The following is a 26,504-nucleotide window of genomic DNA, read 5'->3' as shown; positions in this document are numbered from 1 at the left end:
CCTCAGAGCAGGCGCAGGCGTTCGATCGCCGCGTCCATGGTCGCTTCATTCTTGGCAAAGCACAGGCGCACCAAGCGCTGGCCGGCCGGCGGCTTCTCGTAGAACGGCGACAGCGGGATGGCAGTGACGCCCTTCTCGATGGTCAGCCACTTCACGAACTCATGGTCCGGCAGATCGCTGATGGCCGAATAATCGACCAGCTGGAAGTAGCCGCCCGGCACCGGCAGTGGCTTCAGGCGGGTGCCCGCCAGCTGCTCGCGGAAACGATCGCGCTTGGCCTGGTAGAACGCGCCCAGCTCCAGGTGGTGCTCGGGTTCATCGCGGATCATCGCGGCGAAACCGTACTGCGCCGGGCCGAAGCTGGTGAAGGTGTTGTACTGGTGCACCTTGCGGAACTCTGCGGTCAGCGCCGGCGGCGCGATTGCGTAACCGATCTTCCAGCCGGTGCAGTGGTAGGTCTTGCCGAAGCTGGAAATGACGAACGCGCGCTCACGCAGTTCCGGGTAGCGCAGCGCCGATTCATGGCGACGGTCGTCATAGATGATGTGCTCGTACACCTCATCGGAGACCAGGTAGATCTGCGTGCCGCGCAGCAGCGCGGCCAGCGCCTGCATGTCAGCCTCGTCCAGCATCGCACCGGACGGATTGTGCGGGGTATTGACCATCAGCATGCGGGTGCGAGGGGTGATCGCCGCGCGCACGCGGTCCCAGTCCACGGCGAAGGTCTGCGGGTCCAGCGGCACGTGCACGGCGGTGGCCCCGGCCAGCTCGATCGCCGGCTCGTAGCAGTCATAGGCCGGATCGAGCACGATAACTTCCTCGCCGGCACGCACCACGGCGTGGATGGCATTGAAGATGGCCTCGGTGGCGCCACTGGTGACGGTGATTTCGGTATCCGGGTCGATGGTGGCACCGTACAGGTCCAGCGACTTCTGCGCGATGGCCTGGCGCAGCGGCGCCACGCCGGTCATCGGCGGGTACTGGTTCAGACCGGCAGCCATCGCCTTGGCGGTCTCGTCGATCAGGCGCTGCGGCGCGGAAAAGTCCGGGAAACCCTGGCCCAGGTTGACCGCGCCGTGTTCGGCGGCGAGCTGGGACATCACGGTGAAGATCGTGGTACCGACCTTGGGCAGCTTGGTGTTGGGTTGCATCGGCCTGGGGGATGGGAGGACAAGGCCTGAAAGTGTACGAAATCCACGCCCTGACCGTGGGGCTCAGCCGGTAGCGCCGGCTCATGCCCGGCAGCTGTTTGCATATGGTGGCCATCGCCGGGCATGGCCCGGCGCAACCGGAGCAGGTTTCGCCGCTACAATTGCCGCCGCACTCCGGCATGAAGACCCCTGCCCCTTGAACGCCCCTGCATTGCTGGCCGCCAGCGGCCTGAGCTTCTCCCGCAATGACGAGCCGGTGTTCGGCCCGCTGGACTTCCACGTGGACGCCGGCGAAGCCCTGCTGGTGCAGGGCGGCAACGGTGCCGGCAAGACCACCCTGCTGCGCGTGCTGGCCGGCTTGGCCAAGCCCAGTGCCGGCCAGGTGCGCATCGACGGCAAACCGGCCAGCAATGCCGAGCGTGCGCGCTATGTCGCCTACCTCAGCCATCTGCCGGCCTTGAAGCCGGACCTGGATACGCTGGAGAACCTGCATTTCCTGTGTGGCCTGCATGGCCGCCGTGCGCGGCAGATGCCCGGCAACGCGCTGGCGATCGTTGGCCTGGCCGGCTACGAGGACACCCTGGTCCGCCATCTGTCGGCCGGGCAGAAGCGGCGCCTTGCGCTGGCCCGCATCTGGCTGTCGCCGGCACCGCTGTGGCTGCTCGACGAACCCTATGCCAACCTCGACCTGGAGGGCATCACCCTGGTCAACCGGATGATCTCGGCGCACCTGCGCGCCGGTGGCGCGGCGCTGGTCACCACCCACGGCGCGTATGCCGCACCGCCTGTGCGAACCCGCCAGCTCGACCTCGGCGGTGCCGCATGATCGCGCCGGGTACCGAACCGGGCCTGTGGCAGACCGCCGGCGCCCTGCTCAAGCGCGACCTGCGCCTGCTCTGGCGCCGTCGTGGCGATGCACTGCAGCCGTTGCTGTTCGCGGTGCTGGTGGTGGTGCTGTTCGCGCTGGCCCAGGGCCGCGAGCCGCAGATGCTGGCTGCCACCGCCGGTGCGGTGCTGTGGCTGGCGGTGCTGCTGGCCGGCCAGCTGTCACTGGACTCGCTGTTCCGTTCCGATGCTGAGGATGGCTCGCTGGAGCAATGGCTGCTGGCACCGGTGCCGCTGGCCTGGCTGGTACTGGTGCGCGTGCTGCTGCACTGGGCGACCACCGCCCTGCCGTTGATCGTGGTCAGCCCGCTGTTGGCCGAAATGCTGCATCTGCCACATGACCAACTGCCGATGTTGCTGGCATCGTTGCTGCTGGGAACGCCGTTGCTGAGCCTGATCGGTGGCGTGGTCGCCGCGCTGACCGTGGGCATCCGACGCTCTGGTATTCTCGTGGCGTTGCTGTCGTTGCCGCTGTACGTGCCGGTGCTGGTGTTCGGTGCAGGCAGCCTGGCGGCGGCCGGACGCGGACAGGATCCGGTCGGTGCGCTGCTGATGCTGGGCGCTGGCCTGCTGGTCGCGCTGGTGCTGGCACCGCTGGCCACTGCTGCTGCAATACGCATTTCTCTGAGTTGACCGAGCTGAGAGCCAATCCACCCCTGCTGGATAGCCGCCACGCATGAATCCGATTGTCCGCTGGTTCCACCAACTCGGTTCACCGCCCACGTTCGACCGTTTTGCTGCCCGCTGGTCGCGGGTGTTCTACCTCGCCGCGGTGCCGGTGCTGCTGGTCGGCATGTGGCAGGCGCTGCTGGTGGTGCCACCGGAAGCCAAGCAGCTGGACAGCTTCCGCATCCTCTACATCCACGTGCCCAGCGCCTGGATGAGCCTGTTCGTGTTCGCGCTGATGGCGCTGTATGCGGCCATCGCGCTGATCTGGCGGATCAAGGTCTGCGAGATTCTGGCCATGGCCTGCGCGCCGATGGGCGCCGGCTTCACCCTGATCACCCTGCTGACCGGCAGCATCTGGGGCAAGGGCACCTGGGGCACCTGGTGGGACTGGGACCCGCGCATGACCAGTGAGCTGGTGCTGCTGTTCCTGTACCTGGGCGTGATCGGCCTGTACCACGCGATCGAGGACCGCCGCAGCGCCGCGCGTGCGGCCGGCCTGCTGGCCATCGTCGGCGTCAGCCTGCTGCCGGTGATCCGCTATTCGGTGGACTGGTGGGGCGGCCTGCATCAGCGCCAGTCGATCAATGTGTTCGGTGAATCGGCAATCAGCAGCGCGATGATTGCGCCGCTGTGGTGGATGGTGATCGGCACCAAGTTCTGGTTCGCCGGTTCGGTGCTGGCCAAGGCACGTGCCGACAACCTCGACCGCGAGGCCGGCAAGGCCTGGGTCGGTGGTCGCGTCGAAGCCGCCCGCGCGGCCGGGGAGGCCCAGCCATGACCCACCTGCCCTATGTGATCGGTGCCTACGCCGTGTTCGTGCTGGTGCTCAGCGCCGATGCCATCGGTTCGTGGCTGCGCCTGCGCGTGGCACGCCGGCTGGCACTGGCCCGCCAGCAGCGGCAGCAGGCCCGCGCCGGCAGGCAGGATGCGGCGGTCTCGCTACCGACGGAGCTGGAACGATGACACCAGTGCAGCGTCGACGCATGGCCTGGGTGCTGCTGGCCCTGCTCGCCTCCGGCCTGGCCACCGCATTGGTGGCGATGGCGCTGGAGCGCAACATCGCCTACCTGTACACGCCCGCCGAAGTGCTGCGCGGCGACGTTGATGCGCAGTCGCGCTTCCGCTTGGGCGGCATGGTGGTGAAGGGCTCCTTCAACCGTCCGGTCGGCTCGCTGGAGGCGCGCTTCGAGGTGACCGATGGCGATGCACAGCTGCCGGTGACCACCTCGCGGATCCTGCCGGACATGTTTGCCGAAGGCACCGCCGTGGTCGCCAGTGGCCGCCTGCAGGACGGTGTCTTCGTCGCCGACGAAGTGCTGGCCAAGCACGATGAAACGTATGTGCCGAAGGAAGTGGCCGACAAGATGGGCGACGCCCATCGCAAGCATGACGTGCCGGTAACGGCGCCCGAGGTGCGCTGAGTGCTGCCCGAACTGGGTCAGATCCTGCTGTTGTGCGCGCTGCTGGCCTCCCTGCTGCAGGCCGGCCTTCCGCTGGCCGGCGCCCACCGCAACAACCCGGCGTGGATGGCGGTGGCCCGGCCGGCTGCGTTCGCGCAGTTGCTGCTGCTGGCCGGCGCGTTCGCGGTCCTGACCGCTGCGTTCGTGCAGCAGGACTTCTCGGTGCGCTACGTGGCCGAGAACTCCAATTCACTGCTGCCGATGATCTACCGCTATTCAGCGGTATGGGGCGCGCACGAGGGCTCGCTGCTGATGTGGGCGCTGGTGCTGGCGCTGTGGACCGGTGCTGTGGCGGTGTTCTCGCAGCACCTGCCGGCACCGGTGCAGGCGCGCGTGCTGGCGGTGATGGGCATCGTCAGCGTCGGCTTCCTCGCCTTCCTGATCTTCACCTCCAATCCGTTCCTGCGCCTGAACCCGGCGCCGCTGGAAGGCCGCGACCTCAACCCGCTGCTGCAGGACCCGGGCCTGATCATCCACCCGCCGATGCTGTACCTGGGCTACGTCGGCTTCGCGGTGCCGTTCGCGTTCGCGGTGGCGGCACTGCTGGAAGGCCGCGTCGACGCGCGCTGGCTGCGCTGGACGCGGCCGTGGACCAACGTCGCCTGGGCGTTCCTGACCATGGGCATCGCGCTGGGCAGCTGGTGGGCCTACTACGAGCTGGGCTGGGGCGGCTGGTGGTTCTGGGACCCGGTCGAGAACGCCAGCTTCATGCCCTGGCTGGTGGGTGCTGCGCTGATCCACTCACAAGCCGTCACCGAAAAGCGCGGCACTTTCGGCAGCTGGACCCTGCTGCTGGCGATCGCCGCCTTCGCGCTATCGCTGCTGGGCACCTTCCTGGTGCGCTCCGGCGTGCTGACCAGCGTGCATTCGTTTGCCGCCGATCCTTCGCGCGGCCTGTTCATCCTGATCTTCCTGTCGGTGCTGGTCGGCGGCAGCCTGCTGCTGTATGCCCTGCGCGCCAGCCAGTTGAGCGTGGACGCCGACGATCCGCGCCGCGGCTTCACCGCCGCCTCGCGCGAGACCCTGCTGTTGGCCAACAACCTGCTGCTGGCCACCGCCTGCGCGATGGTGCTGCTGGGCACGCTGTACCCGCTGCTGGCCGATGCGCTGTCGCTGGGCAAGATCTCGGTCGGGCCGCCCTACTTTGGCAGCCTGTTCCTGCTGCTGATGGCGCCGATGGTGCTGCTGTTGCCGTTCGGCCCGCTGGTGAAGTGGCAGCGCGACCAGGCCTCGCGTGCGTTCGCGCTGCTGGCGCCGTGGCTGGGCCTGGCCGTGCTGCTCGGTGCGCTGGCCTGGTGGAAGGCGCCGCAGAACGGCTGGAAGGCCGGCCTCGGCGTTGCCGCAGCGGCCTGGGTCGGGCTCGGCACCGCGCGTTTCGTCTGGCAGCGGCTGCGCGGCAATGGTCGCTTCACCGCCGAGATGCTCGGCATGATCGTCGCCCACACCGGCATCGCCGTGTTCCTGGCCGGCGCGCTGCTGGTGGAAGCGCTGAATGTGCAGCGCGAGGTGGCGCTGGCGCCGGGCCAGCAGCTGGTGGTCGGCCGTTACGAAGTGCGCTTCGAGGGCGTGGACCATCGCGAAGGCCCGAATTTCATCGCCGACCGCGGTCATCTGCGGGTGTTCCGCAACGGCCGTGAACAGGCCCTGCTGCACCCTGAGAAGCGCCAGTACGCCAGTGGCGGCCAGGTGATGACCGAGGCCGGCATCGATGCACGCTTCGACGGTGATGTCTACGTGGCATTGGGCGAGCCGCTGGGCAACAATGCATGGGCGGTACGGGTACACATCAAGCCGTTCGTGCGCTGGATCTGGCTGGGCGCACTGCTGATGGCCCTGGGCGGATTCATTACCGCCGCCGACCGCCGTTTCCGCCGTCCGTAGGAGTTTACATGTCCGAGTCCCCCGCCCCGCGCCCCTCCCGCCCGCTGCCGCCGGTAGCCATCGTGATCGGCGTGCTGTTCTTCTTCGGCCTGCTCGGGCTGATGATCTACGGGGTGATGAAATCGGGAGACCCGCAGCGCGACGTGCTGCCCTCGGCACTGATCGACAAGCCGGCGCCGGCCTTCGCGCTGCCGGTGCTGCACGACCCGGAAATGATCGTGCACAGCGACGACCTGCGCGGCGCGCCCTACCTGCTGAACGTATGGGGCAGCTGGTGTGCGGCCTGCCGCGAGGAACACCCGGTGCTGACCCGCTTCGCCGAAAGCAAGCGCGTGCGCGTGATCGGCTACAACTGGAAGGACGACCCGACCGACGCGCTGCACTGGCTGGAACAGCTGGGCAATCCGTTCATGGTGGTGCTCAGCGATGTTGAAGGCCGTACCGCGATCGACTGGGGCGTGACCGCTGCGCCGGAGACCTTCCTGGTCGATGGCAGTGGCATCGTGCGCTGGAAGTACAGCGGCGCAATGACCCAGCAGGTAGTGGACACCAAGCTGATCCCGGCGCTGGAAAAGATCGAGAAGGCCCAGGGCAATGCCGGCACCTCTGTGCGCACGGCGCCGTAAGTCGATGCGCTGGCTGCGGGTGTTGCTGCTCCTGCTGATGCCGCTGGCCACACTGGCCCAGCAGCCGGTGCACGATCCGCAGCCGCTGCAGTTCCGTGATGGCGCCGAAGAGCGTCGCTTCCATGACCTGGCCGCGCAGCTGCGCTGCGTGCAGTGCCAGAACCAGTCGCTGGCCGATTCCAACGCACAGATCGCCCAGGACCTGCGCCGCGAGGTCCTTCAGCTGATGCAGCAGGGCCACAACGACGCGCAGATCAAGCAGTTCCTGGTCGCCCGCTACGGCCAGTTCGTGCTCTACCAGCCACCGTTGCAGCCGGGCACCTGGTTGTTGTGGGGCGGCCCATTGCTGTTGCTGGGTGCGGGCGCGCTGGTGGTGCTGGGCATCGTCCGCCGCCGTGGCCGCAGGGTTGCGGCTCCATCGGCTGGGAAGCCCGATGAAGGAGACGGCTGGTGAGCCACTGGCTGACCCTGCTCGCTGGCGTAGTGGCGGCGATGACGGCCGCGCTGGTGCTGTGGCCGCTGCGCCACCACGGTCGTCGCGGCTTCGCAGTGGGCGTGATTGCGCTCGGCGTGGCCGGTGCCTGCCTGTATCTGCTGGTGGGCGATCCGCGCGCCGCACGCGTGGAGCCGGCGCCGTCGGTGGCGACGCTGCGTGATGGAGTGCAGGCCCTGCAGGCCGCGCTGAAGCGTGATCCGCAGCGTGCCGATGGTTGGGCGCTGCTGGGCCGTTCGCAGGCGGAGCTGGGCAATGCGAACGCCGCGGCCGAGGCATTCGCGCGCGCAGCGGCACTGGCGCCGGACGACCCGGGCGTGCTGGTGGAGGCGGCGCAGGCGCGTGCGCAGGCCGACCCCGAAAAGCAGTTCGATGACGCTGCGGTCGCATGGTTGCAGCAAGCACGCACGCTGGCCCCGGATGCCGAGCGCGCCAGCTGGCTGCTGGGCATCGCCCTGCGCCAACGCGGCAGGAATGCCGACGCCGCCGATGTCTGGAGCAGCCTGCTGTCGCGACTGGAGCCGGGCGCCGCGCAGGCACTGCAGGCGCAGATCGCGATCGCCCGCGACGCCGCCGGCCAGGCGCCCGATGCAACGGCGGCAGTGCCACCGGCGTTGCTGCAGGTGCGCGTGCAGCTGCCTGCCTTGCATAACGCCGAGTGGCCAGCCAGCACCCAGGTCTTCGTGCTCGCACGCGCCGTGGGAGGGCCGCCAATGCCGGTCGCCGCGCGCAAGCTGCCACTGGCCAGCTTCCCCGCCACGGTCGCACTCGGCGACGGTGACAGCCCGATGCCCACCGCACCGCTGTCGGCGCATCGCGAAGTGGAAGTGCTGGCGCGCATCTCGCGCAGCGGCAGCGCCAACCGCAGCAACGACGACCTGCAGAGCGTGCCGGTGAAGGTTAGCCTGCCGCATGAGGGTGTCGTGGAGCTGCGGTTTCCGTAACGCGCCACCCGGTAGTGCCGCCGGAAACCAGCGTGTCGCCAGCTGCACATCCGGCGCCGTTAGAATGTGCGCATGACCGAATTCATCCCGCCCGGCACCCGTTTCCATGCCCTGCCCTCGCCGTTCCCATTCAAGCGCGGTGGCGCCCTGCATGGTGCGCGCGTGGCCTACGAAACCTGGGGAACGCTGGCCGCCGATGCCAGCAACGCGATCCTGATCGTCACCGGCCTGTCGCCGGACGCGCATGCTGCCGCCAACGACGCCAACCCGGCACCAGGCTGGTGGGAAGCGATGGTCGGCTCCGGCAAGCCAATCGATACCGACCGCTGGTTCGTGGTGTGCATCAATTCGCTGGGCAGCTGCAAGGGCTCGACCGGCCCGGCTTCGCTGAACCCGGCGACCGGCGAGCCCTATCGCCTCGACTTTCCGGAACTGTCGGTGGAAGACGGCGCACGCGCCGCCATCGAAGTCGTGCGCGCCCTGGGCATCGAACAGCTGGCCTGCGTGATCGGCAATTCGATGGGCGGCATGACTGCCCTGGCAGTGCTGATGCTGCATCCAGGCATCGCGCGCAGCCACGTCAACATTTCCGGCAGTGCGCAAGCGCTGCCGTTCTCGATCGCGATCCGTTCGCTGCAGCGCGAGGCAATCCGTCTCGATCCGCGCTGGAACGGCGGCCATTACGATGACGCCGAGTACCCGGAGTCCGGCATGCGCATGGCGCGCAAACTGGGCGTGATCACCTACCGTTCGGCGCTTGAATGGGATGGCCGTTTCGGCCGCGTGCGGCTCGATTCAGACCAGACCGACGACGATCCGTTCGGCCTGGAGTTTCAGGTGGAGAGCTATCTGGAAGGCCACGCGCGGCGTTTCGTGCGCTTCTTCGATCCGAACTGCTACCTGTACCTGAGCCGTTCCATGGACTGGTTCGATCTGGCCGAGTATGCCGACGGTGACGTGTTGGCCGGGCTGGCGAAGATCCGGGTGGAGAAGGCGCTGGCCATCGGCGCCAACACCGACATCCTGTTCCCGGTGCAGCAGCAGCAACAGGTCGCCGATGGCCTGCGCGCCGGCGGTGCCGATGCGAAATTCATCGGCCTGGAATCACCACAGGGCCACGATGCCTTCCTGGTCGATTTCGATCGATTCGGCCCGGCCGTGCGCGGCTTCCTCGACGCGCTGTAAGTGGGCTGGCGGCGCAACCTGGCGCTGGCCGCCTTCGGCGCCTTGATCGCGTTGATGATCAGCGGCGTGCTGCCATTGTGGCTGGCCGGCTGGTGCCTGCTGGCCAGCGCGGTGTCGTTCGGGCTGTACGGCCATGACAAGCGCGCGGCCCAGCGAAAGCAATGGCGGATTCCGGAACGCACGCTGCAGCTGCTGGCGTTCGCCGGCGGCTGGCCCGGCGCGCTGCTCGGCCAGGCCGTGTTCCGCCACAAGCATCGCAAGGCCGCATTCCAGTGGGTGTTCTGGCTGTGCGTGCTGGCCAACGTGGCCTCGATCGCGGTGATGCTGCGCGAGTTTTCGCGGTAACCCTCGCAATCGGTAGTTCCGGCCATTCACGGCTCGCGGACCAGCACGCCATCACGCATCCGGTACTGCGCATCAACCACGCCTTCGGGCAGATCATCGTGGGTGATCATCAACAGGCTGCGGCCGTCCAGCAGCCCAACAAGATCCTGCAGCAGCGCGTGCGCAGTATCCACGTCCAGGCCTTCGGTGGGTTCGTCCAGCAGCAGGATCGGCGCATTGCGCAGCAGCGCGCGGGCCAGTGCCAGGCGCCGCGCCTGACCCGCCGACAGGGTCGCACCGTTCTCACCGACCCACGCCTGCAGGCCACCGTTGCGCTCGGCCCACTCGCCCAGGCGCACGCGGCGCAACACCGCCCACAACGCAGCATCGCTGGCCTGCGGATCACCGAGGCGCAGATTCTCGGCCACGGTTCCGGCAAACACCGGTGCATTCTGCGGCAACCACGCCAGCTGCCGGTGCCAGTCGGCCTGGGCGAAATCACGCAGGTCCCTGCCGCCGTAGGTCAGCCGCCCCTGCTGCGGGTCCCACAAACGCAGCAACAGGCTGGACAGCGTGGTCTTGCCACTGCCGCTGTCGCCACGGATCGCGATGCGTTCGCCGGGCGCCAGGGTCAGCTGCAGGCCGTTCAGCACCGGTCGCGCCGCACTTGGCCACTGGAAATGCACATCGTCCCATTGCACGCGCGCGGCTTGCGGTACTGGCTGCGGCACTGCGGGGTCCTGCACCGTCAGCGGCTGCTCGACAATGGCCTGCAGGCGGTCAGCGGCGATCCGACCGGCCTGCAGCGATTGCCACGCCAGCCCTATGCCGGCCCACAGTTCGATCAGCGCGACGGTGAGGAATACCAGGCCTGCGGCCATTTCCGGCGCAATGCGCTGTTGCTCGGTGGCGTGCAGGGCCAGCGCCAGCATCGCCACCAGGCCCAGCCCGGCGACCAGCCCATGCAGGGTCGAGGCCGCGATCAAGCGCCAGCGACGACGCCGGTCGCGCGCGGCCAGCTGCTTGGCCGCCACCCGCACCTTCAACTGCCAGGCCGCATCGGCATGCAGCGCCGCCAGATCCCCCGCGCCTTCCAGGCCCTCGAATGCGGCCGTGCGCAGTGCGGCGCGATGCGCGGCACGATCGGCCTCTTCATCATCGTGGCCGCGCACGCCCAGCCACGGCACACCGAACGCGATCAACAGCGCCAGCATTGCCAGCAGCAGCGCGGCCGCCGGCAGGATCAGCGCCGCCGAGGCCACCGCCACCAGTGACAGCGCACCCAATGCCACCAGCGGCCCGATCGCACGCACCAGCAGGCCGTCCACTTCACCGATGTCACCGAGCAGGCGCGCCAGCAGATCGCCGGTGCGCGTGGCTCCCAGCCGTGCCGGTGCCAATGGCAGCGCGCGGCGGAAGAACCACACGCGCAGGTCGCGCGCGATGCGCAGGGTCGCATCGTGGCCCACCAGCTTTTCGAAGTAGCGCGACACGATGCGCGCCATGGTCAACCCGCGGATACCCGCAGAGGGCGAGAAGAAGTTGAAGCCCTGACCGAGGCCGGCCGCACCGGCCAACGCGGCCGCGGTGAGGAATCCACCGGACAGGCCCAGCAATGCAGTGCCGGCCAGCATGGTGGTCCACAACAGCAGGATCGTCAGCAGCAGGCGCGGCCGATGACGCAGGAACACCGCGCGCAGCGAATCCGGCGAACGGCTCATGCGCGCACCGCCTGTGCCGGTTCGACCAGGCGTCCTTCCGGCAGCAGCAGGCAGCGGTCGGCCCAGGCGATCACCGCCGGGCTGTGAGTGGCAACCACTACGCTGCGACCACGCGCGTAGGCGGCCAGACTGCGCAGCAGTGCCGCCTCGGTATCGGCATCGAGAAACGCGGTCGGCTCATCCAGCAGCAGCACCTGCGGGTCGCGCAGCAGCAACCGGGCCAGGCCGATACGACGCGCCTCGCCACCGGACAGGCCGAAACCGCGTTCGCCGATCAGCGTATCCAGACCCTGCGGCAAACGCTGTGCGAACTGCAGCACCTGCGCAGCCTCGGCTACCGCACGCAGGCGCGCGTCGCTGGCGCCGGGATCTGCCAGGCGCAGGTTGTCCGCGATGCTGCCGTGGAACAGGTACGGGCGCTGGCTGGCATAGGCCACCTGCACGCCGGGACGCAACTGCAGCTTGCCGGCGCGCGGCGGCAACCAGCCGGCCAGCGCTTCCAGCAGCGTGCTCTTGCCGGACCCGCTTGGGCCGACCAAGGCCAGCCGCTGGCCCGGTTCCAGCACCACATCCAGTTCCTGCAGCACATCGTGCGGCGCCCCCAGCGGACGCAATACCAGTCCGTGCGCCTGCAGCGGCGGCAAGGCGGCCTCGGCCGGTTCCGCCGCCAACGGTGCGGTCTCGTTCTCGATCAGGCCCTGCTCATCGGGCAGTGACTGCAGCAGGCGTTCCACCTCGGCCGCAGCGGCCAGTGCGTTGGCACGGTCGTGGTAGTGCGCCGCCAGGCGCCGCAGCGGGGCATAGAACTCCGGCGCCAGCAGCAGGCAGAACAGGCCCGCGCCCAACGTCGGCACCGTCGAGTGCAGCGACATCATGCCCAGGTAGCTCAGGCCCAGGTACAGGGCGACCATCGCCACGCTGACCGACGCGAAGAATTCCAGCACCGTGGACGACAGAAAGGCGATCCGCAGCACCTTCAGCGTCCGCACGCGCACGCCTTCGGCGGCGGCCTCGATTCCTTCCAGCTCGGCCTCGCCGCGGCCATACAGGCGCAGCAGGCCCAGGCCCTTGATGCGATCGGCGAAGTGGCCGCTCATCCGCGCCAGTTCACCCAACTGGGCGCGACCGGCGGCTTCGGCACCCCAGCCCACCAGCATCATGAAGAACGGCACCAGCGGCGCGGTGAACAGCAGGATCAGTGCCACCACCCAGTCGACCCAGGCCACCGCGGCCAGGATCAGCAGCGGCACCACCACCACTTCGGTACGCACAGGCAGGAAGCCGCTGTAATAGCTCTCGATCGCATCCCCGTGATGCAACATCAGCTCGCCCAGTTCACCGGTGCGGCGCTGCCGCAGCCACAGCGGACCGTGGCCCAGCAGGCGGGCGAACACGCGCTCGCGCAGGGCCAGCCGCGCGGCATCGGCCACATCGCCTGCAGCAGCCTGGGTGGCGCTGCCCAGCAGCGTGCGCAGTACCAGGACCAGCGCCAGCGCCCCCAGCACCGGAAGGCCCGACGCCAGCGGCGCACGCTGCACCAGCACCTGCTGCACCAGCCAGGCGATGGCGGCGGCCTGGCCGATCAGCAGCGCGCCGGACAGGCTGATGCACAACGCCGCCAGGCGCTGGCGGCCTCGAGCGGCGCGCGCCAGATCAGCCAGCCAGGCCGTGCGTACGCGGCGTTGGCGGGTCGTCTCGGCTTCCTGGGAAAGGCCGTCAGGGGTCGTTTCGGCAGCGCTCAAGGGTCTTCACGGGCAGCGGGGAACACACGGCATTGTAGGCGCAGGCAATAGCCCGCCCCTGCGGTCAGCGGTCGCAGTCTTCATCAGGTTGGCATACGATCAACCCGGGCAACTGTTCATACATTGATCTGGATCAAGGCTGTTTGAAGTAGTCGGTCACATCATTCACGTCGTAGACCACCCTTCCCGCCACCTGCAACGGCACTATCCAACGAGGTAGCCAGGCCATGATTGATCAGACAGTCGTAGAACTGTCGCGGCTGCAATTCGCGCTGACCGCGATGTACCACTTCCTATTCGTACCGCTCACCCTCGGCCTGTCCTTCATGGTGGCCATCATGGAGAGCGTGTACGTGATGACCGGCAAGGAGATCTGGCGCAGGATGACCCTGTTCTGGGGCGTCCTGTTCGGCATCAACTTCGCCATGGGCGTCGCCACCGGCATCGTCATGGAATTCCAGTTCGGCATGAACTGGTCTTACTACAGCCACTACGTGGGTGACATCTTCGGTGCACCGCTGGCCATCGAAGGCCTGATGGCCTTCTTCCTGGAAGCCACCTTCGTCGGCCTGTTCTTCTTCGGCTGGAACCGCCTGACCAAGGTCAAGCACCTGATGGTGACCTGGCTGATGGCGCTGGGTACCAACCTGTCGGCGATCTGGATCCTGGTGGCCAATGGCTGGATGCAGAACCCGACCGGTGCGGTGTTCAACCCGGAAACCATGCGCATGGAAGTGGTCGACTTCATGGCGGTGGTGTTCAACCCGGTGGCGCAGGCCAAGTTCGTGCACACCGTCAGCGCCGGCTACGTGACCGGTGCGGTGTTCGTGATGGCGATCAGCGCCCTGTTCCTGCTGCGCAACAAGCACAAGGACCTGGCCCGTCGTTCGTTCGCGGTGGCCGCGGCGTTCGGCCTGCTGTCATCGCTGTCGGTGGTCGTGCTGGGTGACGAGAGCGGCTACGCCGCCAGCGAACACCAGAAGATGAAGCTGGCCGCGATCGAAGCGATGTGGGAGACCGAGCGTGCGCCGGCGGACTTCACCGCTTTCGGCATCCCGAACCAGGAAACCCACCAGAACGACTACGCGGTGAAGATCCCCTACCTGATGGGCCTGATCGCCACCCGCTCGTTGAACCAGCCGATTCCGGGCATCCTGGAACTGGTCGAGCGCGCCGAACACCGCGTGCGTGGCGGCCAGCTGGCCTACGGTGCATTGGAACGCCTGCGCGCCAACAAGAACGACGTTGAAGCACGCGAGATGTTCGACCGCCACTGGCAGGACCTGGGCCACGGCCTGCTGCTCAAGCGCTACCGCGATGACATCCTCAACGCCACCCCGCAGGAGATCTCGCAGGCGGCGATGGACACCGTGCCGCGCGTGATGCCGCTGTTCTGGACCTTCCGCGTGATGGCCGGCCTCGGCTTCTACCTGATCGCCTTCTTCGCACTGGCCTTCTACTACTCCTGCCGCAACAACTTCCAGGACAAGCGCTGGTTCCTCACGCTGGCCCTGTGGACGCTGCCGGCACCATGGATCGCGATCGAGTGCGGCTGGTTCGTCGCCGAATACGGCCGCCAGCCGTGGGCGGTCGATGGTGTGCTGCCGACCTTCTATGCGGCATCGGGCCTGGCCCTGCATGAAATCGTGCTGACCCTGGCCGGCTTCACCGCGATCTACACCGCACTGATCGTGGTCGAGATCAAGCTGATGCTCAAGGCGATCCGCAAGGGCCCGGACGAACTGCTGCCGTCGCTGCAGTCGCCCCAGCCACATGCTTTCCACAATGCCTCGGCGCCCGCCGCCGGCCAGGCCTGAGGCAGGAGAACCACGATGGATTTCATTCTTCTGGACTACACCACGCTGCGCGTGATCTGGTGGCTGCTGCTCGGCATCCTGCTGATCGGCTTTGCTGTGATGGATGGTTTTGACCTGGGCGTGGGCACCCTGCTGCCCTTCGTCGCCCGCAACGATGCCGAACGCCGCCGGGTGATCAATACCATCGGCCCGGTCTGGGAAGGCAACCAGGTGTGGCTGATCCTGGGCGGCGGTGCGATCTTCGCCGCTTGGCCGCCGCTGTACGCGGTCAGCTTCTCCGGGTTCTACTTGGCGATGTTCGTGATCCTGTTCGCGCTGATCCTGCGTCCGGTCGGCTTCAAGTTCCGCAGCAAGATGCCCAGCGAACGCTGGCGCAACACCTGGGACTGGGCGCTGTTCATCGGTGGCTTCATCCCGGCCCTGATCATGGGCGTGGCGGTGGGCAATGTGCTGCTGGGCGTGCCGTTCCACTTCGATGACAGCATGCGCATCTTCTACACCGGCTCGTTCTTCGGCCTGTTGATGCCCTTCGCCCTGCTGGCCGGCCTGCTCAGCGTGTCGATGCTGGTCGCCCACGGTGCCGCCATGCTGGTGATCAAGACCGACGGCCCGGTGGCCGAGCGTGCGGCCCGCTTCGGCAGCATCGCCGCGATCATCGCCTTCGTGCTGTTCGCGGTGGGCGGTGCCTGGGTGGCCTTCGGCCTGCCCGGCTACCAGATCACCTCGCAGGTGGTTACCGATGGCGCCACCAACCCGCTGCTGAAGACCGCCGAGCTCGGTGCCGCCGGTGGCTGGATGCGCAACTACAGCACGATGCCGGCCACGATCCTGGCGCCGCTGCTGGGCCTGGCCGGCCTGCTGGCCAGCGCGGTGCTGCTGCGAGCCCGTCGCGGCGGCCTGGCGTTCATCGCCTCTGGCGCGGCCATCGCCGGCATCATCCTGACGGTCGGCTTTGCCATCTTCCCGTTCCTGCTGCCGTCCTCCAGCCAGCCCACCTCCAGCCTGACCGTGTGGGATGCCTCGTCCAGCCACCTGACCCTGTGGATCATGCTGCTGGCCACGGCGGTGTTCCTGCCGATCATCCTCGCCTACACCACTTGGGTGTACCGCGTGCTGAAGGGCAAGACCACCACCGAAGAGATGGGCAACAACCCGAACGCTTACTGATTGACGGGGTGCCGGCGCACTGCCGGCACACCCCTTGAACAAAGGAGATCGACCATGTGGTACTTCGCCTGGATTCTCGGTGCCGGACTTGCTTCGACGGTGGCCATCCTCAACGGCATGTGGTTTGAAGCCCGCGAGCAGAACCGCGTCGAGAAGGAAAATCGTCACTGAGCCGTAAAAAAACCTTGCCGCCTTGGCCTTCACACGGTATCTTAGGCGGCTCCTTCGGGGTGTAGCTCAGTCTGGTAGAGCGCTACGTTCGGGACGTAGAGGTCGCAGGTTCGAATCCTGTCTCCCCGACCACTCACGTGGTCGCATTGAAGCCTGGTGAAGTCGTCCAGGCTTTTTTGTTCCCTGAAGTGGCATTGCTTCGGCAGTGTGAAGAAAACAGCATTCACCCCTTGCCGCCATCGGGGTGAATCGCTAGAATAGGCGGCTCCCTTCGGGGTGTAGCTCAGTCTGGTAGAGCGCTACGTTCGGGACGTAGAGGTCGCAGGTTCGAATCCTGTCTCCCCGACCACTTCGGTGGTCACCAAGAAGCCTGGAAGACGACAGTCCTCCGGGTTTTTTTGTGTCCAGCGCCCGGCGCGCCCGCATGACGGGACCTTACCGGAACGCACACGTACAATGGCCGCGCTGCCGGCCTGCCCGCAGCCACTCCCCCACCTGCCGCTTCGGCGTAGACCGATGCCGGCGCTGCATGCCAGCACTCCGGCGTGCGACACCTGCAAGGACCACCGATGAGTTCCTCCTCTTCCGATTCGCCGTCGCTGCTGCACGGACGCGTGCTGGCGTTCGCCGCCATCCTGCTGGCGGCGATCAACCTGCGTACCGCAGTCACCTCGATCACCCCGCTGCTCGACGTACTGGGCCAGCAATTCGGTTTCGGTACCACCATGACCGGCGTGCTGGGCATGCTGCCGACCGCGTCGTTCGCCCTGTTCGGCGTGGCCACGCCGGCACTGGCGCGGCGCCTTGGCCTGGAACGCACCACACTGCTGGCGATGGTGATGGCGATGGCCGGCCTGCTGCTGCGCTCCAGCGCCGGCAACGTCGGTACGCTGCTGCTGGGTTCGGTGCTGGCGCTGGCCGGCATGGGCATCGGCAACGTGGTGGTGCCGCCGCTGGTGAAGCGTTACTTCGCCAACAAGGTCGGCACCATGAGTACGCTCTACATCAGCGTGCTGCAGCTGGGCACGATGCTGCCGGCGCTGCTCGCGGTGCCGATGGCCAACGCTGCCGGCTGGCGGGTGTCGCTGGGCATGTGGGCGCTGCTGGCATTGGCCGCCGCACTGCCCTGGCTGGTGCTGGCCAAGCGCGCGCCGAAGCCGCAGGCCGACGCCAGCGACCCCACCGCGCAGCCGCATGGCAAGGTCTGGCGCACGTCGCTGGGCTGGAGCATGACGCTGATGTTCGGCATGACCTCGCTGATGACGTATTCAATGTTCACCTGGCTGCCGCGCATCGTGGTCGAGGCCGGTGGCACGCCCGCCTTCGGTGGCGTGATGGTCGCGGTGTTCTCGGCGCTGGGCCTGCTGCCTTCACTGGTCATCCCATCGATGGCGGTTCGCATGCAGAACCCGTTCCCGCTGGTGCTGATCGGCTTCTTCTCGTTCGTGATCGCCTTCACCGGCCTGCTGCTGGCGCCGATGAAGGCTCCGCTGCTGTGGGCCTGCCTGCTCGGCGTCGGTCCGTCCACCTTCCCGCTGGCGCTGACCCTGATCAACCTGCGTACCCGCACCCCCACCGGCTCGGCGGCACTGTCCGGCTTCATGCAGGGCGTGGGCTATAGCTTCAGCTGCCTGGGACCATTCCTGGTTGGCTGGCTGCATACCGTCAGCGACGGCTGGGAGATCCCATTCAGCTTCCTGTTCGGCTGCGCCACTCTGATGCTGTGCGCCTCGTGGGTGGCCTGCAAGCCGCGCAAGCTGGAAGATCTCTGGTAGCTTCCCTGGGCCGCCAGACGGCTCCGCCTACCGCTCGTCAGCCCGTTTGCGGATTTTGACACCGGGCTGACAATTCCGGGCGGATAGTGCCATTGAATGCCGATCCTTGCCGCGTGACGGCATCGGGCATGGGGGCGGCATCGCCGCCCAGGCCACCACTCGGTGTGCGGGGGACTCTCGTTTCAGACAAGACATTGCAGGTCGCTGTCCTGGTTCCGCCCATTCCTGCTGGATGGGAGTTCGCGAGGGGAGTGACGCAGGCCACGGCCACCCAAAATCTGGCATGTGATGTGCGTCACATTTTTCAGGTTGTCTGGATCGGAAGCCAAGGGGGTCCCCAATGGTTGTCCACCGTCGGCTGGCGCTGTGCGTCGGCCTCGCCTGCTCCGCCCTTGCCTGGGCCAGCAGCGCTGCCCCGCCCGATCGCGAGGCGGCCCTGACCGAGATCGGCCGCTACCGCGACCAAGCGAGGTGGCTGGATGCGCTGGGCGCGATCGAACGCGCCAGCCAGCAGCAGCCCAACGACGATCTGCTGTTCAAGCTGCGCGTATTGACCCTGGGCGACATCGGCAATGCCTGGCGCGCCTGGGAGCTGTACCAGCAGCGCCCGCAACTGTTCGACGATGCGCAGAAGCAACGCCTGGAAGGCGACTACCTGGCCAAGCTGGTGGTCTGGAGCCTGGCCTACAGCAACAGCGAAGACAGCCGCCTGGAAGAGGCGGAATCCGCGTTGGCCCGGATGCAGCGCTATCTGGGCGGCGAAGGCACACCCCCTGCAAAGGCGCCGCTGCGCATCCGCATGGACCGTCTGATCCTGCTCAACCGCCTGGGGCGCCACGCGCAGGTGCGCGAGGAAGCGCGGGCCCTGCAGGCCGAAGGCCACACGTTGCCCGACTACGTGCTGCCCGCCGTGGGCGATTCGTTGATGGGCACCCTGCACCCGCAAGAAGCCATCCCGGTGCTTCAGGCCGCAGTGGCCGCCGATCCGACGCGTGACGCCTCGCATTCGGAGCTGGCCTATGCCTACCTGGAAAGCGAACAACAGGAAAAGGCCCTCGACCTGCTGCAGGCCTGGCGCGACAAGGAACCGCCATGGCGCTGGAGCAACGGCAAGTCACCGTACGCGAACTGGTCGCGCTACGAGGCCGACCTGAATCTGGCGATGGTGCGCGCCTACAGCGGCGACCTGCGCACCGCACAGCACGACCTGGAATCGATGGTCGACATCGCACCGGGCAACGGCGGCCTGCAGAGCGCACTGGGTAGCGTTTACATGATGCGCGGATGTCCACGCATGGCCCTGCAGCGCCAGCAGATGGCACATGCGCTGGACCCACGCGACATCGAGCCACGGCTCGGCATGGAAGAGGCGTACGTAGCGCTGCAACGCGATGATCTGGCGCGGCCGCTGCACGACGATCTGATCGCGCGCTACCCGACCCACCCTGCGGTTGAGCGCATGGACCAGGCCTGGCGCGCGCATCGCGGCTGGCAGTTGAAGGCATGGACCGATATCGGCCGCAGCTCGGGCGGCGGTGGCACCTCGCCACTGGGCAACAACGACCGCCAGTACGGCATGGAGGTACAGACGCCGGTGCTCGACGACCGTTGGCGGCTGTTCGCGTTCGCTGACCGGCGCTCGGTCGACTTCCAGGACCAGCGCATCGATCCGCTGTGGCTCGGTGCCGGCGCGCGCTACCGCTTCGGCCGGCTGGATGCCGAAGCCGCCGCGCTGCGTGCCAACGACCACATCGGCGACACCGGCCTGCGTCTCGGAGTCGGCTGGCAGTTCAACGATTACTGGCACGCCGGGCTGGTGGCCGCACGCAACGATCCGGACGCCTCGATGCAGGCGCGCGTGGCCGGCATCACCGCTGACAGCGTGAGCGCGCAGGTGGACTACCGGCGCAGCGAGCTGACCCACTGGGTGTTCGGCGCCAGCCGCTTCCGCTACGACGACGGCAACCACCGCGAACTGTTCAGCACAAGCGTTGAACAGCGCCTGCTGACCCGCCCGCGCTGGCTGATCGATGGCCTGGCCAGTGCCTACGCCAGCCGCGGCAGCCGCGACGACGCGCCCTACTTCAACCCGAAGCGCGACCGCATGGTCGAGATCGGACTGCGCATCGACCAGCAGTTGTGGCGGCACTACGAGCGCCACTTCCGGCACCGGCTGACGGTCTCGCTGGGTGACTACTGGCAGGACGGCTTCGGCAGCGCGCGGGTGCCGTCAGTGTCGTACATGCACGAATGGCAGCTGGGCCCGGGCCGCGTGTTCGAGTACGGCGTGCGCTGGTCGCGGCCGGTCTACGACGGCCACCGCGAGCGTCATCTTGGCTTCGAAGCTGCACTGCGCTGGGGAGACTGACATGGCCCGCATCCTGCGACTGATCGTGCTCCTGCTGCTGGTTGCCGCACCCGCCGTATTCGCACAGCAGGCCCTGCGGCTTGATGCGATCGACAACGGCCTGCTGATCCTCAGCTACCACGACATCCGCGACCAGGTCGCGGCCAAGGGTGATGCCGATACCTACGCGGTCAGCACGCAGAACTTCGCTGCGCACCTGGACTGGCTCGGTGCGCATGGTTACCACCCGGTGTCGTTGTCACAGGTGATCGATGCCTCGCAGGGCCGCATCACCCTCCCACCGAAAGCGGTGCTGCTGACCTTTGATGACGGCCTGCGCAGCGTCTACGACAAGGCTTTCCCACTGCTGCGGGCCTACCACTATCCGGCGCTGGTGGCGGTCATCACCGACTACGTGGACATGGCACCGGGGCGCACCATCGACTATGGCTACCGGCCGTTCGGCCATGATGACTTCCTCACCTGGGCGCAGCTGAAGGAAATGCACGGCAGCGGCCTGATCGAGGTGGCCAGCCATACCGACGACCTGCATCACGGCGTGCTCGCCAATCCCCAGGGCAATTCGACACCTGCGGCGGTCACCCGCATCTACAGCCCCGCTTCGCACAGCTACGAGAACGAGGCGCAGTACGAGCAGCGCCTGCGTGGCGACCTCGGGCGCAGCGTGCAGCGCATCGAGCGGCACCTCGGGGTGCGCCCGCGCGCCATCGTCTGGCCCTACGCCGCCTACAACCAGCTCAGCAACGATATTGCCGAACAGCTGGGCATGCCGGTCTCGTTCGACCTGGAAGGTCGCAGCACACCGGTGGCCAGCGACCTGCATGGGCTGGCGCGCTTCCTGGTCAGCGACAACCCGACCGTGGATGGCCTGGCCTACGAGCTGCGCCGCGACGTTTCGCTTGATGGCATCCGCGCGCTGCAGGTCGACCTGGATGACGTGTACGACCCGGATCCAGCGCAGCAGGCACGCAACCTGGATGCACTGATCGAGCGGGTCAAGCGCATCGCGCCTACCCACGTCTATCTGCAGGCCTTTGCCGATCCGGACGGCAACAACACCGCCGATGCGTTGTATTTCCCCAATCGGCACATGCCGATGCGCGCGGACCTGTTCAGCCGGGTGGCGTGGCAGTTGAAGTCACGCGCAGGGGTGAAGGTGTATGCGTGGCTGCCGGTGCTGGGCTTCGAACTGCCCGACCCGGCGCAACGCAAGGCGCTCGCGATCCACAACGGCGATACCGACGGCATGTACCGGCTCGACTTCACCAACCCGAAGGCGCGCCAGATCATGCTCGACATCTACGAGGACCTGGCGGTCAATTCCTACTTTGAAGGGCTGCTGTTCCATGACGACGGTTACCTGCGTGACACCGAGCTGCCGACGCTGGCAGCCGGCGACGATGGCAGCGCACGCACCCGGGCGCTGATCGACTTCACGCTGGCCCTGCGCAACAGCGCGCAGCGTTGGCGGCCGAAGCTGGCGACCGTGCGCAACCTCTACGCCGAGCCGGTGCTGCGCCCGCAGAGCGAAGCCTGGTTCGCGCAACGCCTGGACCTGTTCAACAGGGCCTACGACCAGACCGCGCTGATGGCGATGCCGTGGATGGAAGGCAGCACGCATCCCGAGCGTTGGCTGGACCAGCTGCTGGCCGCGGTGCGCGCGCACGATCCGCAGCTGCAGCACACCCTGTTCGAACTGCAGACGGTCGACTGGCACACCGGCCAGCCGATTCCCGCCGACCAGCTGCGCGCACAGATCCGCCAGCTGCAGGCGCAGGGCGTGCACCACTTCGCCTGGTATCCGGATGACTTCATCGCCGACCAGCCCTCCACCCATGATGCCCGCGCGGCCATGTCCGCCGGCAACTTCCCGTACCCGGAGAAGTGACATGGACATGCATCCACTGCTGCAGGTCCTGTTCCAGTTCGCCTTCTACTACCCCATGGTGATGGCGTTCTTCTGGATGTCGGGCGGCCTGTACTACTACTTCCGGCGCGAGCGTCATTCGCGCCCGCGTAATGATCCGCCGTTGATGATCGACCCGCCATTCGCAAGCCTGCTGATTCCCTGCCACAACGAATCTGCGAACCTGGACGACACCCTCGCCGCGGCCCTGGCCCAGCGCTACCCAACCGACTATGAAGTAATCGCCATCGACGATGGCAGCAGCGACGACACCGGTGCGCGGCTCGACGCGCTGGCCGCCCGGCATCCGCGGCTGCGCGTGCTGCACCTGGACCGCAACCTCGGCAAGGCCAATGCGCTCCGCATGGGCGCGCTGGCGGCACGTTCGGAGTACCTGGTCTGCATCGACGGCGATGCGATGCTGGAGGAACACGCGCTGCACTGGATGATCTGGCACCTGGTCAGCGGCAACCGCGTCGGCGCGGTCACCGGCAACCCGCGCATCCGCAACCGCTCAACCCTGCTGGGGCGCCTGCAGGTGGCCGAGTTTTCCTCGATCATCGGCATGATCAAGCGCGCGCAGCGGGTCTACGGGCGGATCTTCACCATTTCCGGGGTGATTGCCGGCTTCCGCCGCACGGCGCTGCACCAGGTCGGCTGGTGGTCGGATGACATGGTGACCGAGGACATCGACATCAGCTGGCGGCTGCAGCGTGCGCACTGGGACATCCGCTACGAGCCCAACGCGCTGTGCTTCATCCTGATGCCGGAGACGCTGAAGGGACTGTGGCGGCAGCGGTTGCGCTGGGCGCAGGGCGGCGTGGAAGTAATGCTGCGCCATGCACGTTCACTGCTGCACTGGAAGGAACGGCGCATGTGGGGCGTACTGCTGGAATACGTGCTCAGCGTGCTGTGGGCTTACACCATGCTGTTCATCGTGCTGCTGTGGGCGCTGGGCAAGTTTATCGGCCTGCCCCCGCAGCTGTACGTTGCCAGCCTGCTGCCGGAGTGGCATGGCGTGATCCTGGCCCTGGTCTGCCTGCTGCAGTTCGCCAGCAGCCTGATCATCGACCGTCGTTACGAAACACAGATCGGACGCAATTACTTCTGGGTCATCTGGTACCCGATGGCGTACTGGCTGATCAGCCTTTCCACTACCCTGGTGGCGTTGCCGAAGACCCTGCTGCGCCGTCGCAGCAAGCGCGCTACCTGGACCAGCCCTGACCGGGGGATCCAATGACCGCACAGCACCCGTCCAACCGCTTCGATTCGCGGATGATCCGCAAGCCCCATCGCCAACCGCGCTTCCAGCGCACCGCCTGGGGGTTCGTTACCCTGGCGTTCTGGGGCTTCTATTTCTACCTGTGGGCACCGCTGGTGACCCTGTTCTCATGGCTGGTCGGCGGGCAGCTGGCCTGGCAGCAGCTGTACGAGCGACAGAGCCAGTTCGACCCGTACGTATTGGTGGCGTTGCCGCTGATGCTGCTGTGTACCAGCGCACTGCTGATCGGCTGGGCCGAGTACAACCGCGCGCGCTTCCGTGGCCATGACCGCCGGCTGCCACGACCGCTGACCAGCCTCAACGAGGTGGCCGCCGACCTTGGCGCCAGTACCGGACTGGCCGAGCGCCTGAAGGGCTGCAAGGCGGCCACGCTGCGCATGGATGAGCACGCACGGCCGGTGGGTATCCGCCGCGAAGTGGTATAGCCCGACAACCCGGTGGGTGCCGACCTCGGTTGGTACCCAGGTCGGCCACGAGGAGTATCCACGCGTGGCGTGGATCTACCTATGCACGGGTCTGCCCCTGGCCACGCACCACGAAGCGTTCGACGGTAAGCGCCTCCAGGCCCATCGGGCCGTAGGCATGCAGGCGCGTGGTGGAAATGCCGATCTCGCTGCCGAGGCCCAGCTGCCCGCCGTCGGAGAAGCGCGACGATGCGTTGACCATCACCACCGCCGAACGCAGCGCATTGACGAAGCGCTCGGCGTTGCCGCTGTCTCCAGTGGCGATCACTTCGGTATGGTCGGAGGTGTACGTACGGATGTGCGCGATCGCCGCATCGAGATCGTCGACCACGCGTACCGCCAGCACCAGATCGAGGAACTCGGCAGCGTAGTCGTCTTCGGTGGCCGTGGTGCTGCCCGGCAGCAACGGCTGCGCCTGTGCGTCGGCGCGCAGCTGCACGCCGCGCTCGCCCAGCGCTTGCGCCACGCGCGGCAGGAACGCATCGGCGACGTCACGATGTACCAGCAGCGTCTCCAGCGAATTGCAGGCGGCCGGGCGGCTGCACTTGCCATCCACCAGCAGGTCGATGGCCTGGCCAGGATCGGCGCTGGCATCGACGAACAGGTGGCAGACGCCCTTGTAGTGCTTGATCACCGGCACCCGCGCATGCTCGGCGACGAAACGGATCAGGCCTTCGCCACCGCGCGGAATCGCCAGGTCGATCAGCTCGTGCAGCTGCAGCAGTTCCAGCATCGCCTCGCGGCGCAGGTCGGTCAGCACGGTCACTGCGGCCGGTGGTACGCCATTGGCCTTCAACGCGCCGGCCAGTGCGTGGGCGATGGCGGTGTTGGAATGGATCGCTTCGGAGCCACCGCGCAGGATCACGCCATTGCCGGCCTTCAGGCACAGCGCGGCCGCTTCGGCGGTCACGTTCGGGCGCGCCTCGTAGATCATCGCGATTACGCCCAACGGCACCCGTACCTTCTGCACGCGAATGCCGTTCGGCCGGACGTCGTCGCGGGTCACCTGGCCGACCGGGTCAGGCAACGCAGCAACTTCGCGCACGGCCTCGGCCATTGCGAACAGGCGCGGCGGGTCCAGTGCCAGACGATCGAGCATGGCGCTGCCCACGCCCTTCCCGCGCGCAGCGGCAAGGTCGCGTGCGTTGCCGGCCAGGATCAGTCCGGCGTTCACTTCCAGCGCCTGGGCCATCGCCAGCAGCAGCGCGCGCCGCGCATCACTGTCGAGGCCGGCGACCACCTGGGCCGCGTCGCGGCAGGCACGCGCCTGCGCTTCGATGTCGCTCATCGGGATGTCCTTCAATACGGTCATGGCAGTACCAGGTCGTCGCGATGGACGACGCTGCCACCATAGTTGTAGCCGAGCACGGCCTGGATGTCGCGCGAATGACGGCCCGCGATACGCCGCACGTCATCGGCCGCGTACTGGCTGACTCCACGGGCGATGCAGGCCAGGCCCTGCGGTGACGGCCAGCACACCTGCACCATGTCGCCGCGGCGGAAGTCGCCGTCGGCGCCGGTGATGCCGCCGGGCAGCAGCGATGCGCCCTTCTCGCGCATGGCCTGCGCCGCGCCGGCGTCGACCAGGATGGCACCGTTGGCCAGCGGCGCGTGCCGCAGCCAATGCTTGCGTGCCGCCTCGCGGCTGCGCGCGGCGTGGATGCGGGTGCCGAACAGGCGATCCTGCGCCAGCGCACGCACCACCTCGCCGCTGCGGCCATTGAACAGGTAGGTCTCGATGCCGAGGCGGCCCGCCTTGGCCGCCGCTTCCAGTTTGGTGCGCATGCCTCCGGTACCGGCGCGTGATCCCGCGCCACCGGCCATCGCCAGCACCTCATCGCTCAGCTCTGCCACATCGTGCAGCGGCCGGGCGTCGGCATGCGAACGGGGGTCGGCACTGTACAGACCATCGATATCGGTGGCGATGAACAACGCATCGGCATCGACCAGCGCCGCCACCGTCGCCGCCAGGTTGTCGTTGTCGCCGAGCTTGAGTTCGTCCACCGACACGGTGTCGTTCTCGTTGACCACCGGCAGCGCCCCCAATCGCAGCAGTTCGTTGAGCGTGGCGCGGGCGTTGAGGTAGCGGCGGCGGTTGCGCAGGTCATCGTGGGTCAGCAGCACCTGCGCCACCGGGCGCTCGAAGAAACGCTGCCAGAGGCCGATCAGCTGGGCCTGGCCCAGCGCCGCCAACGCCTGCCGCGCCGCCATCGCCGCACCCGGTTCATCGGCGCGCGGCAGGATAGCGCGGCCGGCGGCGACCGCGCCGGACGAAACGATCACCACCTCGCGCCCGGCCAGCACGTTGGCCGAGACGAACTGGGCCAGGCCCAGCGCGTGACGTGGTGACAGGCCACCGCCATCGGCCGCCAGCAGGCTGCTGCCGACTTTCAGCACCGCACGCCGCCAGGGCGGCAACGCCTGTTGCGGGAACGGCGAAGCGACGTGGCTGGCATGCAGGGTCATCGGTCAG

General features: G+C 67.5%; 24 protein-coding genes and 2 tRNA genes. 21 read left to right on the top strand and 5 right to left on the bottom strand.

Annotated elements, in window-relative coordinates:
• Positions 1-2: 2 nt before the first annotated feature.
• Positions 3-1,151, bottom strand: a complete 1,149-nt coding sequence (locus QZ853_RS14695) for a pyridoxal phosphate-dependent aminotransferase (RefSeq protein WP_295574622.1) — start codon at positions 1,149-1,151, stop codon at positions 3-5.
• A 196-nt stretch (positions 1,152-1,347) separates the two neighbouring features.
• Here QZ853_RS14695 and ccmA point away from each other — a divergent pair, with 196 nt between their 5' ends.
• The 11 genes from ccmA (at position 1,348) to QZ853_RS14640 (ending at position 9,639) form a co-directional block, all read left to right on the top strand.
• Entirely contained in the window at positions 1,348-1,977 is a 630-nt protein-coding gene (gene ccmA, locus QZ853_RS14690) for a heme ABC exporter ATP-binding protein CcmA (RefSeq protein WP_295574620.1), read from the top strand.
• Positions 1,974-2,669 (top strand): heme exporter protein CcmB, encoded by a 696-nt coding sequence (gene ccmB, locus QZ853_RS14685; RefSeq protein ID WP_295574617.1) that lies wholly within the window; start codon positions 1,974-1,976, stop codon positions 2,667-2,669. Before ccmA ends, ccmB begins: the two co-directional genes overlap by 4 nt.
• 43 nt (positions 2,670-2,712) lie before the next feature.
• The gene (gene ccmC, locus QZ853_RS14680) at positions 2,713-3,483 is read left to right on the top strand and encodes a heme ABC transporter permease CcmC (RefSeq protein ID WP_295574615.1); all 771 of its coding nucleotides are present in this window, start codon (positions 2,713-2,715) and stop codon (positions 3,481-3,483) included.
• A complete protein-coding gene (gene ccmD / locus QZ853_RS14675) occupies positions 3,480-3,668 on the top strand; it encodes a heme exporter protein CcmD (protein WP_295574613.1) in 189 nt (62 codons plus the stop codon). The genes ccmC and ccmD overlap by 4 nt, the downstream gene beginning before the upstream one ends.
• Positions 3,665-4,126, top strand: a complete 462-nt coding sequence (gene ccmE, locus QZ853_RS14670; protein ID WP_295574611.1) for a cytochrome c maturation protein CcmE — start codon at positions 3,665-3,667, stop codon at positions 4,124-4,126. Before ccmD ends, ccmE begins: the two co-directional genes overlap by 4 nt.
• The gene (locus QZ853_RS14665; RefSeq protein ID WP_295574608.1) at positions 4,127-6,046 is read left to right on the top strand and encodes a heme lyase CcmF/NrfE family subunit; all 1,920 of its coding nucleotides are present in this window, start codon (positions 4,127-4,129) and stop codon (positions 6,044-6,046) included.
• An 8-nt stretch (positions 6,047-6,054) separates the two neighbouring features.
• A complete protein-coding gene (locus QZ853_RS14660) occupies positions 6,055-6,672 on the top strand; it encodes a DsbE family thiol:disulfide interchange protein (protein WP_295574606.1) in 618 nt (205 codons plus the stop codon).
• Between the two features lie 4 nt (positions 6,673-6,676).
• Positions 6,677-7,126 (top strand): cytochrome c-type biogenesis protein, encoded by a 450-nt coding sequence (locus tag QZ853_RS14655; protein ID WP_295574603.1) that lies wholly within the window; start codon positions 6,677-6,679, stop codon positions 7,124-7,126.
• Positions 7,120-8,109, top strand: coding sequence for a cytochrome C biogenesis protein (locus tag QZ853_RS14650; protein WP_345777907.1), 990 nt, complete (start codon positions 7,120-7,122; stop codon positions 8,107-8,109). The genes QZ853_RS14655 and QZ853_RS14650 overlap by 7 nt, the downstream gene beginning before the upstream one ends.
• 72 nt (positions 8,110-8,181) lie before the next feature.
• Complete coding sequence (locus QZ853_RS14645) at positions 8,182-9,294, top strand: homoserine O-acetyltransferase (protein ID WP_295574598.1); 1,113 nt, start codon at positions 8,182-8,184, stop codon at positions 9,292-9,294.
• Positions 9,295-9,639 carry a DUF1294 domain-containing protein gene (locus QZ853_RS14640; RefSeq protein ID WP_295574597.1) on the top strand — a complete coding sequence of 115 codons (345 nt, stop codon included), beginning with the start codon at positions 9,295-9,297 and terminating at the stop codon, positions 9,637-9,639.
• A gap of 26 nt (positions 9,640-9,665) precedes the next feature.
• On the opposite strand, the gene cydC is transcribed toward QZ853_RS14640, so the two are convergent.
• The gene (gene cydC, locus QZ853_RS14635) at positions 9,666-11,339 is read right to left on the bottom strand and encodes a thiol reductant ABC exporter subunit CydC (protein WP_295574596.1); all 1,674 of its coding nucleotides are present in this window, start codon (positions 11,337-11,339) and stop codon (positions 9,666-9,668) included.
• Complete coding sequence (gene cydD / locus QZ853_RS14630; RefSeq protein ID WP_295574595.1) at positions 11,336-13,081, bottom strand: thiol reductant ABC exporter subunit CydD; 1,746 nt, start codon at positions 13,079-13,081, stop codon at positions 11,336-11,338. Before cydD ends, cydC begins: the two co-directional genes overlap by 4 nt.
• A gap of 227 nt (positions 13,082-13,308) precedes the next feature.
• Here cydD and QZ853_RS14625 point away from each other — a divergent pair, with 227 nt between their 5' ends.
• From QZ853_RS14625 to pgaD, 10 genes are all read left to right on the top strand, one after another.
• A complete protein-coding gene (locus QZ853_RS14625; RefSeq protein ID WP_295574593.1) occupies positions 13,309-14,898 on the top strand; it encodes a cytochrome ubiquinol oxidase subunit I in 1,590 nt (529 codons plus the stop codon).
• Positions 14,899-14,913: 15 nt separating this feature from the next.
• A complete protein-coding gene (gene cydB / locus QZ853_RS14620) occupies positions 14,914-16,065 on the top strand; it encodes a cytochrome d ubiquinol oxidase subunit II (protein ID WP_295574591.1) in 1,152 nt (383 codons plus the stop codon).
• A gap of 54 nt (positions 16,066-16,119) precedes the next feature.
• On the top strand, positions 16,120-16,236 hold the full coding sequence (cydX, locus tag QZ853_RS14615; RefSeq protein ID WP_171957269.1) for a cytochrome bd-I oxidase subunit CydX: 117 nt from the start codon (positions 16,120-16,122) through the stop codon (positions 16,234-16,236).
• A gap of 55 nt (positions 16,237-16,291) precedes the next feature.
• Positions 16,292-16,368, top strand: a tRNA-Pro gene (locus QZ853_RS14610).
• A 140-nt stretch (positions 16,369-16,508) separates the two neighbouring features.
• Positions 16,509-16,585, top strand: a tRNA-Pro gene (locus tag QZ853_RS14605).
• Positions 16,586-16,805: 220 nt separating this feature from the next.
• Entirely contained in the window at positions 16,806-18,011 is a 1,206-nt protein-coding gene (locus QZ853_RS14600) for an MFS transporter (RefSeq protein WP_295574589.1), read from the top strand.
• A 340-nt stretch (positions 18,012-18,351) separates the two neighbouring features.
• The gene (gene pgaA / locus QZ853_RS14595) at positions 18,352-20,379 is read left to right on the top strand and encodes a poly-beta-1,6 N-acetyl-D-glucosamine export porin PgaA (RefSeq protein ID WP_295574588.1); all 2,028 of its coding nucleotides are present in this window, start codon (positions 18,352-18,354) and stop codon (positions 20,377-20,379) included.
• 1 nt (position 20,380) lies between these two features.
• The gene (gene pgaB, locus QZ853_RS14590; RefSeq protein ID WP_295574584.1) at positions 20,381-22,267 is read left to right on the top strand and encodes a poly-beta-1,6-N-acetyl-D-glucosamine N-deacetylase PgaB; all 1,887 of its coding nucleotides are present in this window, start codon (positions 20,381-20,383) and stop codon (positions 22,265-22,267) included.
• A gap of 1 nt (position 22,268) precedes the next feature.
• Complete coding sequence (gene pgaC, locus QZ853_RS14585; protein WP_295574582.1) at positions 22,269-23,525, top strand: poly-beta-1,6-N-acetyl-D-glucosamine synthase; 1,257 nt, start codon at positions 22,269-22,271, stop codon at positions 23,523-23,525.
• On the top strand, positions 23,522-23,992 hold the full coding sequence (gene pgaD / locus QZ853_RS14580) for a poly-beta-1,6-N-acetyl-D-glucosamine biosynthesis protein PgaD (protein WP_295574580.1): 471 nt from the start codon (positions 23,522-23,524) through the stop codon (positions 23,990-23,992). Before pgaC ends, pgaD begins: the two co-directional genes overlap by 4 nt.
• Positions 23,993-24,071: 79 nt before the next feature.
• Here pgaD and QZ853_RS14575 read toward each other — a convergent pair whose 3' ends face one another.
• Positions 24,072-25,343, bottom strand: a complete 1,272-nt coding sequence (locus tag QZ853_RS14575; RefSeq protein ID WP_295574578.1) for a glutamate-5-semialdehyde dehydrogenase — start codon at positions 25,341-25,343, stop codon at positions 24,072-24,074.
• Positions 25,340-26,497 (bottom strand): glutamate 5-kinase, encoded by a 1,158-nt coding sequence (gene proB / locus QZ853_RS14570; protein WP_295574576.1) that lies wholly within the window; start codon positions 26,495-26,497, stop codon positions 25,340-25,342. Before proB ends, QZ853_RS14575 begins: the two co-directional genes overlap by 4 nt.
• Positions 26,498-26,504: the final 7 nt, after the last annotated feature.

It is taken from the genome of uncultured Stenotrophomonas sp., assembly GCF_913778665.1.
Classification (GTDB): Bacteria; Pseudomonadota; Gammaproteobacteria; order Xanthomonadales; family Xanthomonadaceae; genus Stenotrophomonas.
This window is presented reverse-complemented; position numbering and strand designations above follow the sequence as displayed.

What these genes read in the sequence shown, in the direction of transcription:
- QZ853_RS14695 (WP_295574622.1), bottom strand. Translation starts at nt 1,151, where the DNA reads ATGCAACCCAACACCAAGCTGCCCAAGGTCGGTACCACGATCTTCACC.
- ccmB (WP_295574617.1), top strand. Translation starts at nt 1,974, where the DNA reads ATGATCGCGCCGGGTACCGAACCGGGCCTGTGGCAGACCGCCGGCGCC.
- ccmC (WP_295574615.1), top strand. Translation starts at nt 2,713, where the DNA reads ATGAATCCGATTGTCCGCTGGTTCCACCAACTCGGTTCACCGCCCACG.
- ccmD (WP_295574613.1), top strand. Translation starts at nt 3,480, where the DNA reads ATGACCCACCTGCCCTATGTGATCGGTGCCTACGCCGTGTTCGTGCTG.
- ccmE (WP_295574611.1), top strand. Translation starts at nt 3,665, where the DNA reads ATGACACCAGTGCAGCGTCGACGCATGGCCTGGGTGCTGCTGGCCCTG.
- QZ853_RS14660 (WP_295574606.1), top strand. Translation starts at nt 6,055, where the DNA reads ATGTCCGAGTCCCCCGCCCCGCGCCCCTCCCGCCCGCTGCCGCCGGTA.
- QZ853_RS14655 (WP_295574603.1), top strand. Translation starts at nt 6,677, where the DNA reads ATGCGCTGGCTGCGGGTGTTGCTGCTCCTGCTGATGCCGCTGGCCACA.
- QZ853_RS14645 (WP_295574598.1), top strand. Translation starts at nt 8,182, where the DNA reads ATGACCGAATTCATCCCGCCCGGCACCCGTTTCCATGCCCTGCCCTCG.
- cydC (WP_295574596.1), bottom strand. Translation starts at nt 11,339, where the DNA reads ATGAGCCGTTCGCCGGATTCGCTGCGCGCGGTGTTCCTGCGTCATCGG.
- QZ853_RS14625 (WP_295574593.1), top strand. Translation starts at nt 13,309, where the DNA reads ATGATTGATCAGACAGTCGTAGAACTGTCGCGGCTGCAATTCGCGCTG.
- cydB (WP_295574591.1), top strand. Translation starts at nt 14,914, where the DNA reads ATGGATTTCATTCTTCTGGACTACACCACGCTGCGCGTGATCTGGTGG.
- cydX (WP_171957269.1), top strand. Translation starts at nt 16,120, where the DNA reads ATGTGGTACTTCGCCTGGATTCTCGGTGCCGGACTTGCTTCGACGGTG.
- QZ853_RS14600 (WP_295574589.1), top strand. Translation starts at nt 16,806, where the DNA reads ATGAGTTCCTCCTCTTCCGATTCGCCGTCGCTGCTGCACGGACGCGTG.
- pgaA (WP_295574588.1), top strand. Translation starts at nt 18,352, where the DNA reads ATGGTTGTCCACCGTCGGCTGGCGCTGTGCGTCGGCCTCGCCTGCTCC.
- pgaB (WP_295574584.1), top strand. Translation starts at nt 20,381, where the DNA reads ATGGCCCGCATCCTGCGACTGATCGTGCTCCTGCTGCTGGTTGCCGCA.
- pgaC (WP_295574582.1), top strand. Translation starts at nt 22,269, where the DNA reads ATGGACATGCATCCACTGCTGCAGGTCCTGTTCCAGTTCGCCTTCTAC.
- pgaD (WP_295574580.1), top strand. Translation starts at nt 23,522, where the DNA reads ATGACCGCACAGCACCCGTCCAACCGCTTCGATTCGCGGATGATCCGC.
- QZ853_RS14575 (WP_295574578.1), bottom strand. Translation starts at nt 25,343, where the DNA reads ATGACCGTATTGAAGGACATCCCGATGAGCGACATCGAAGCGCAGGCG.
- proB (WP_295574576.1), bottom strand. Translation starts at nt 26,497, where the DNA reads ATGACCCTGCATGCCAGCCACGTCGCTTCGCCGTTCCCGCAACAGGCG.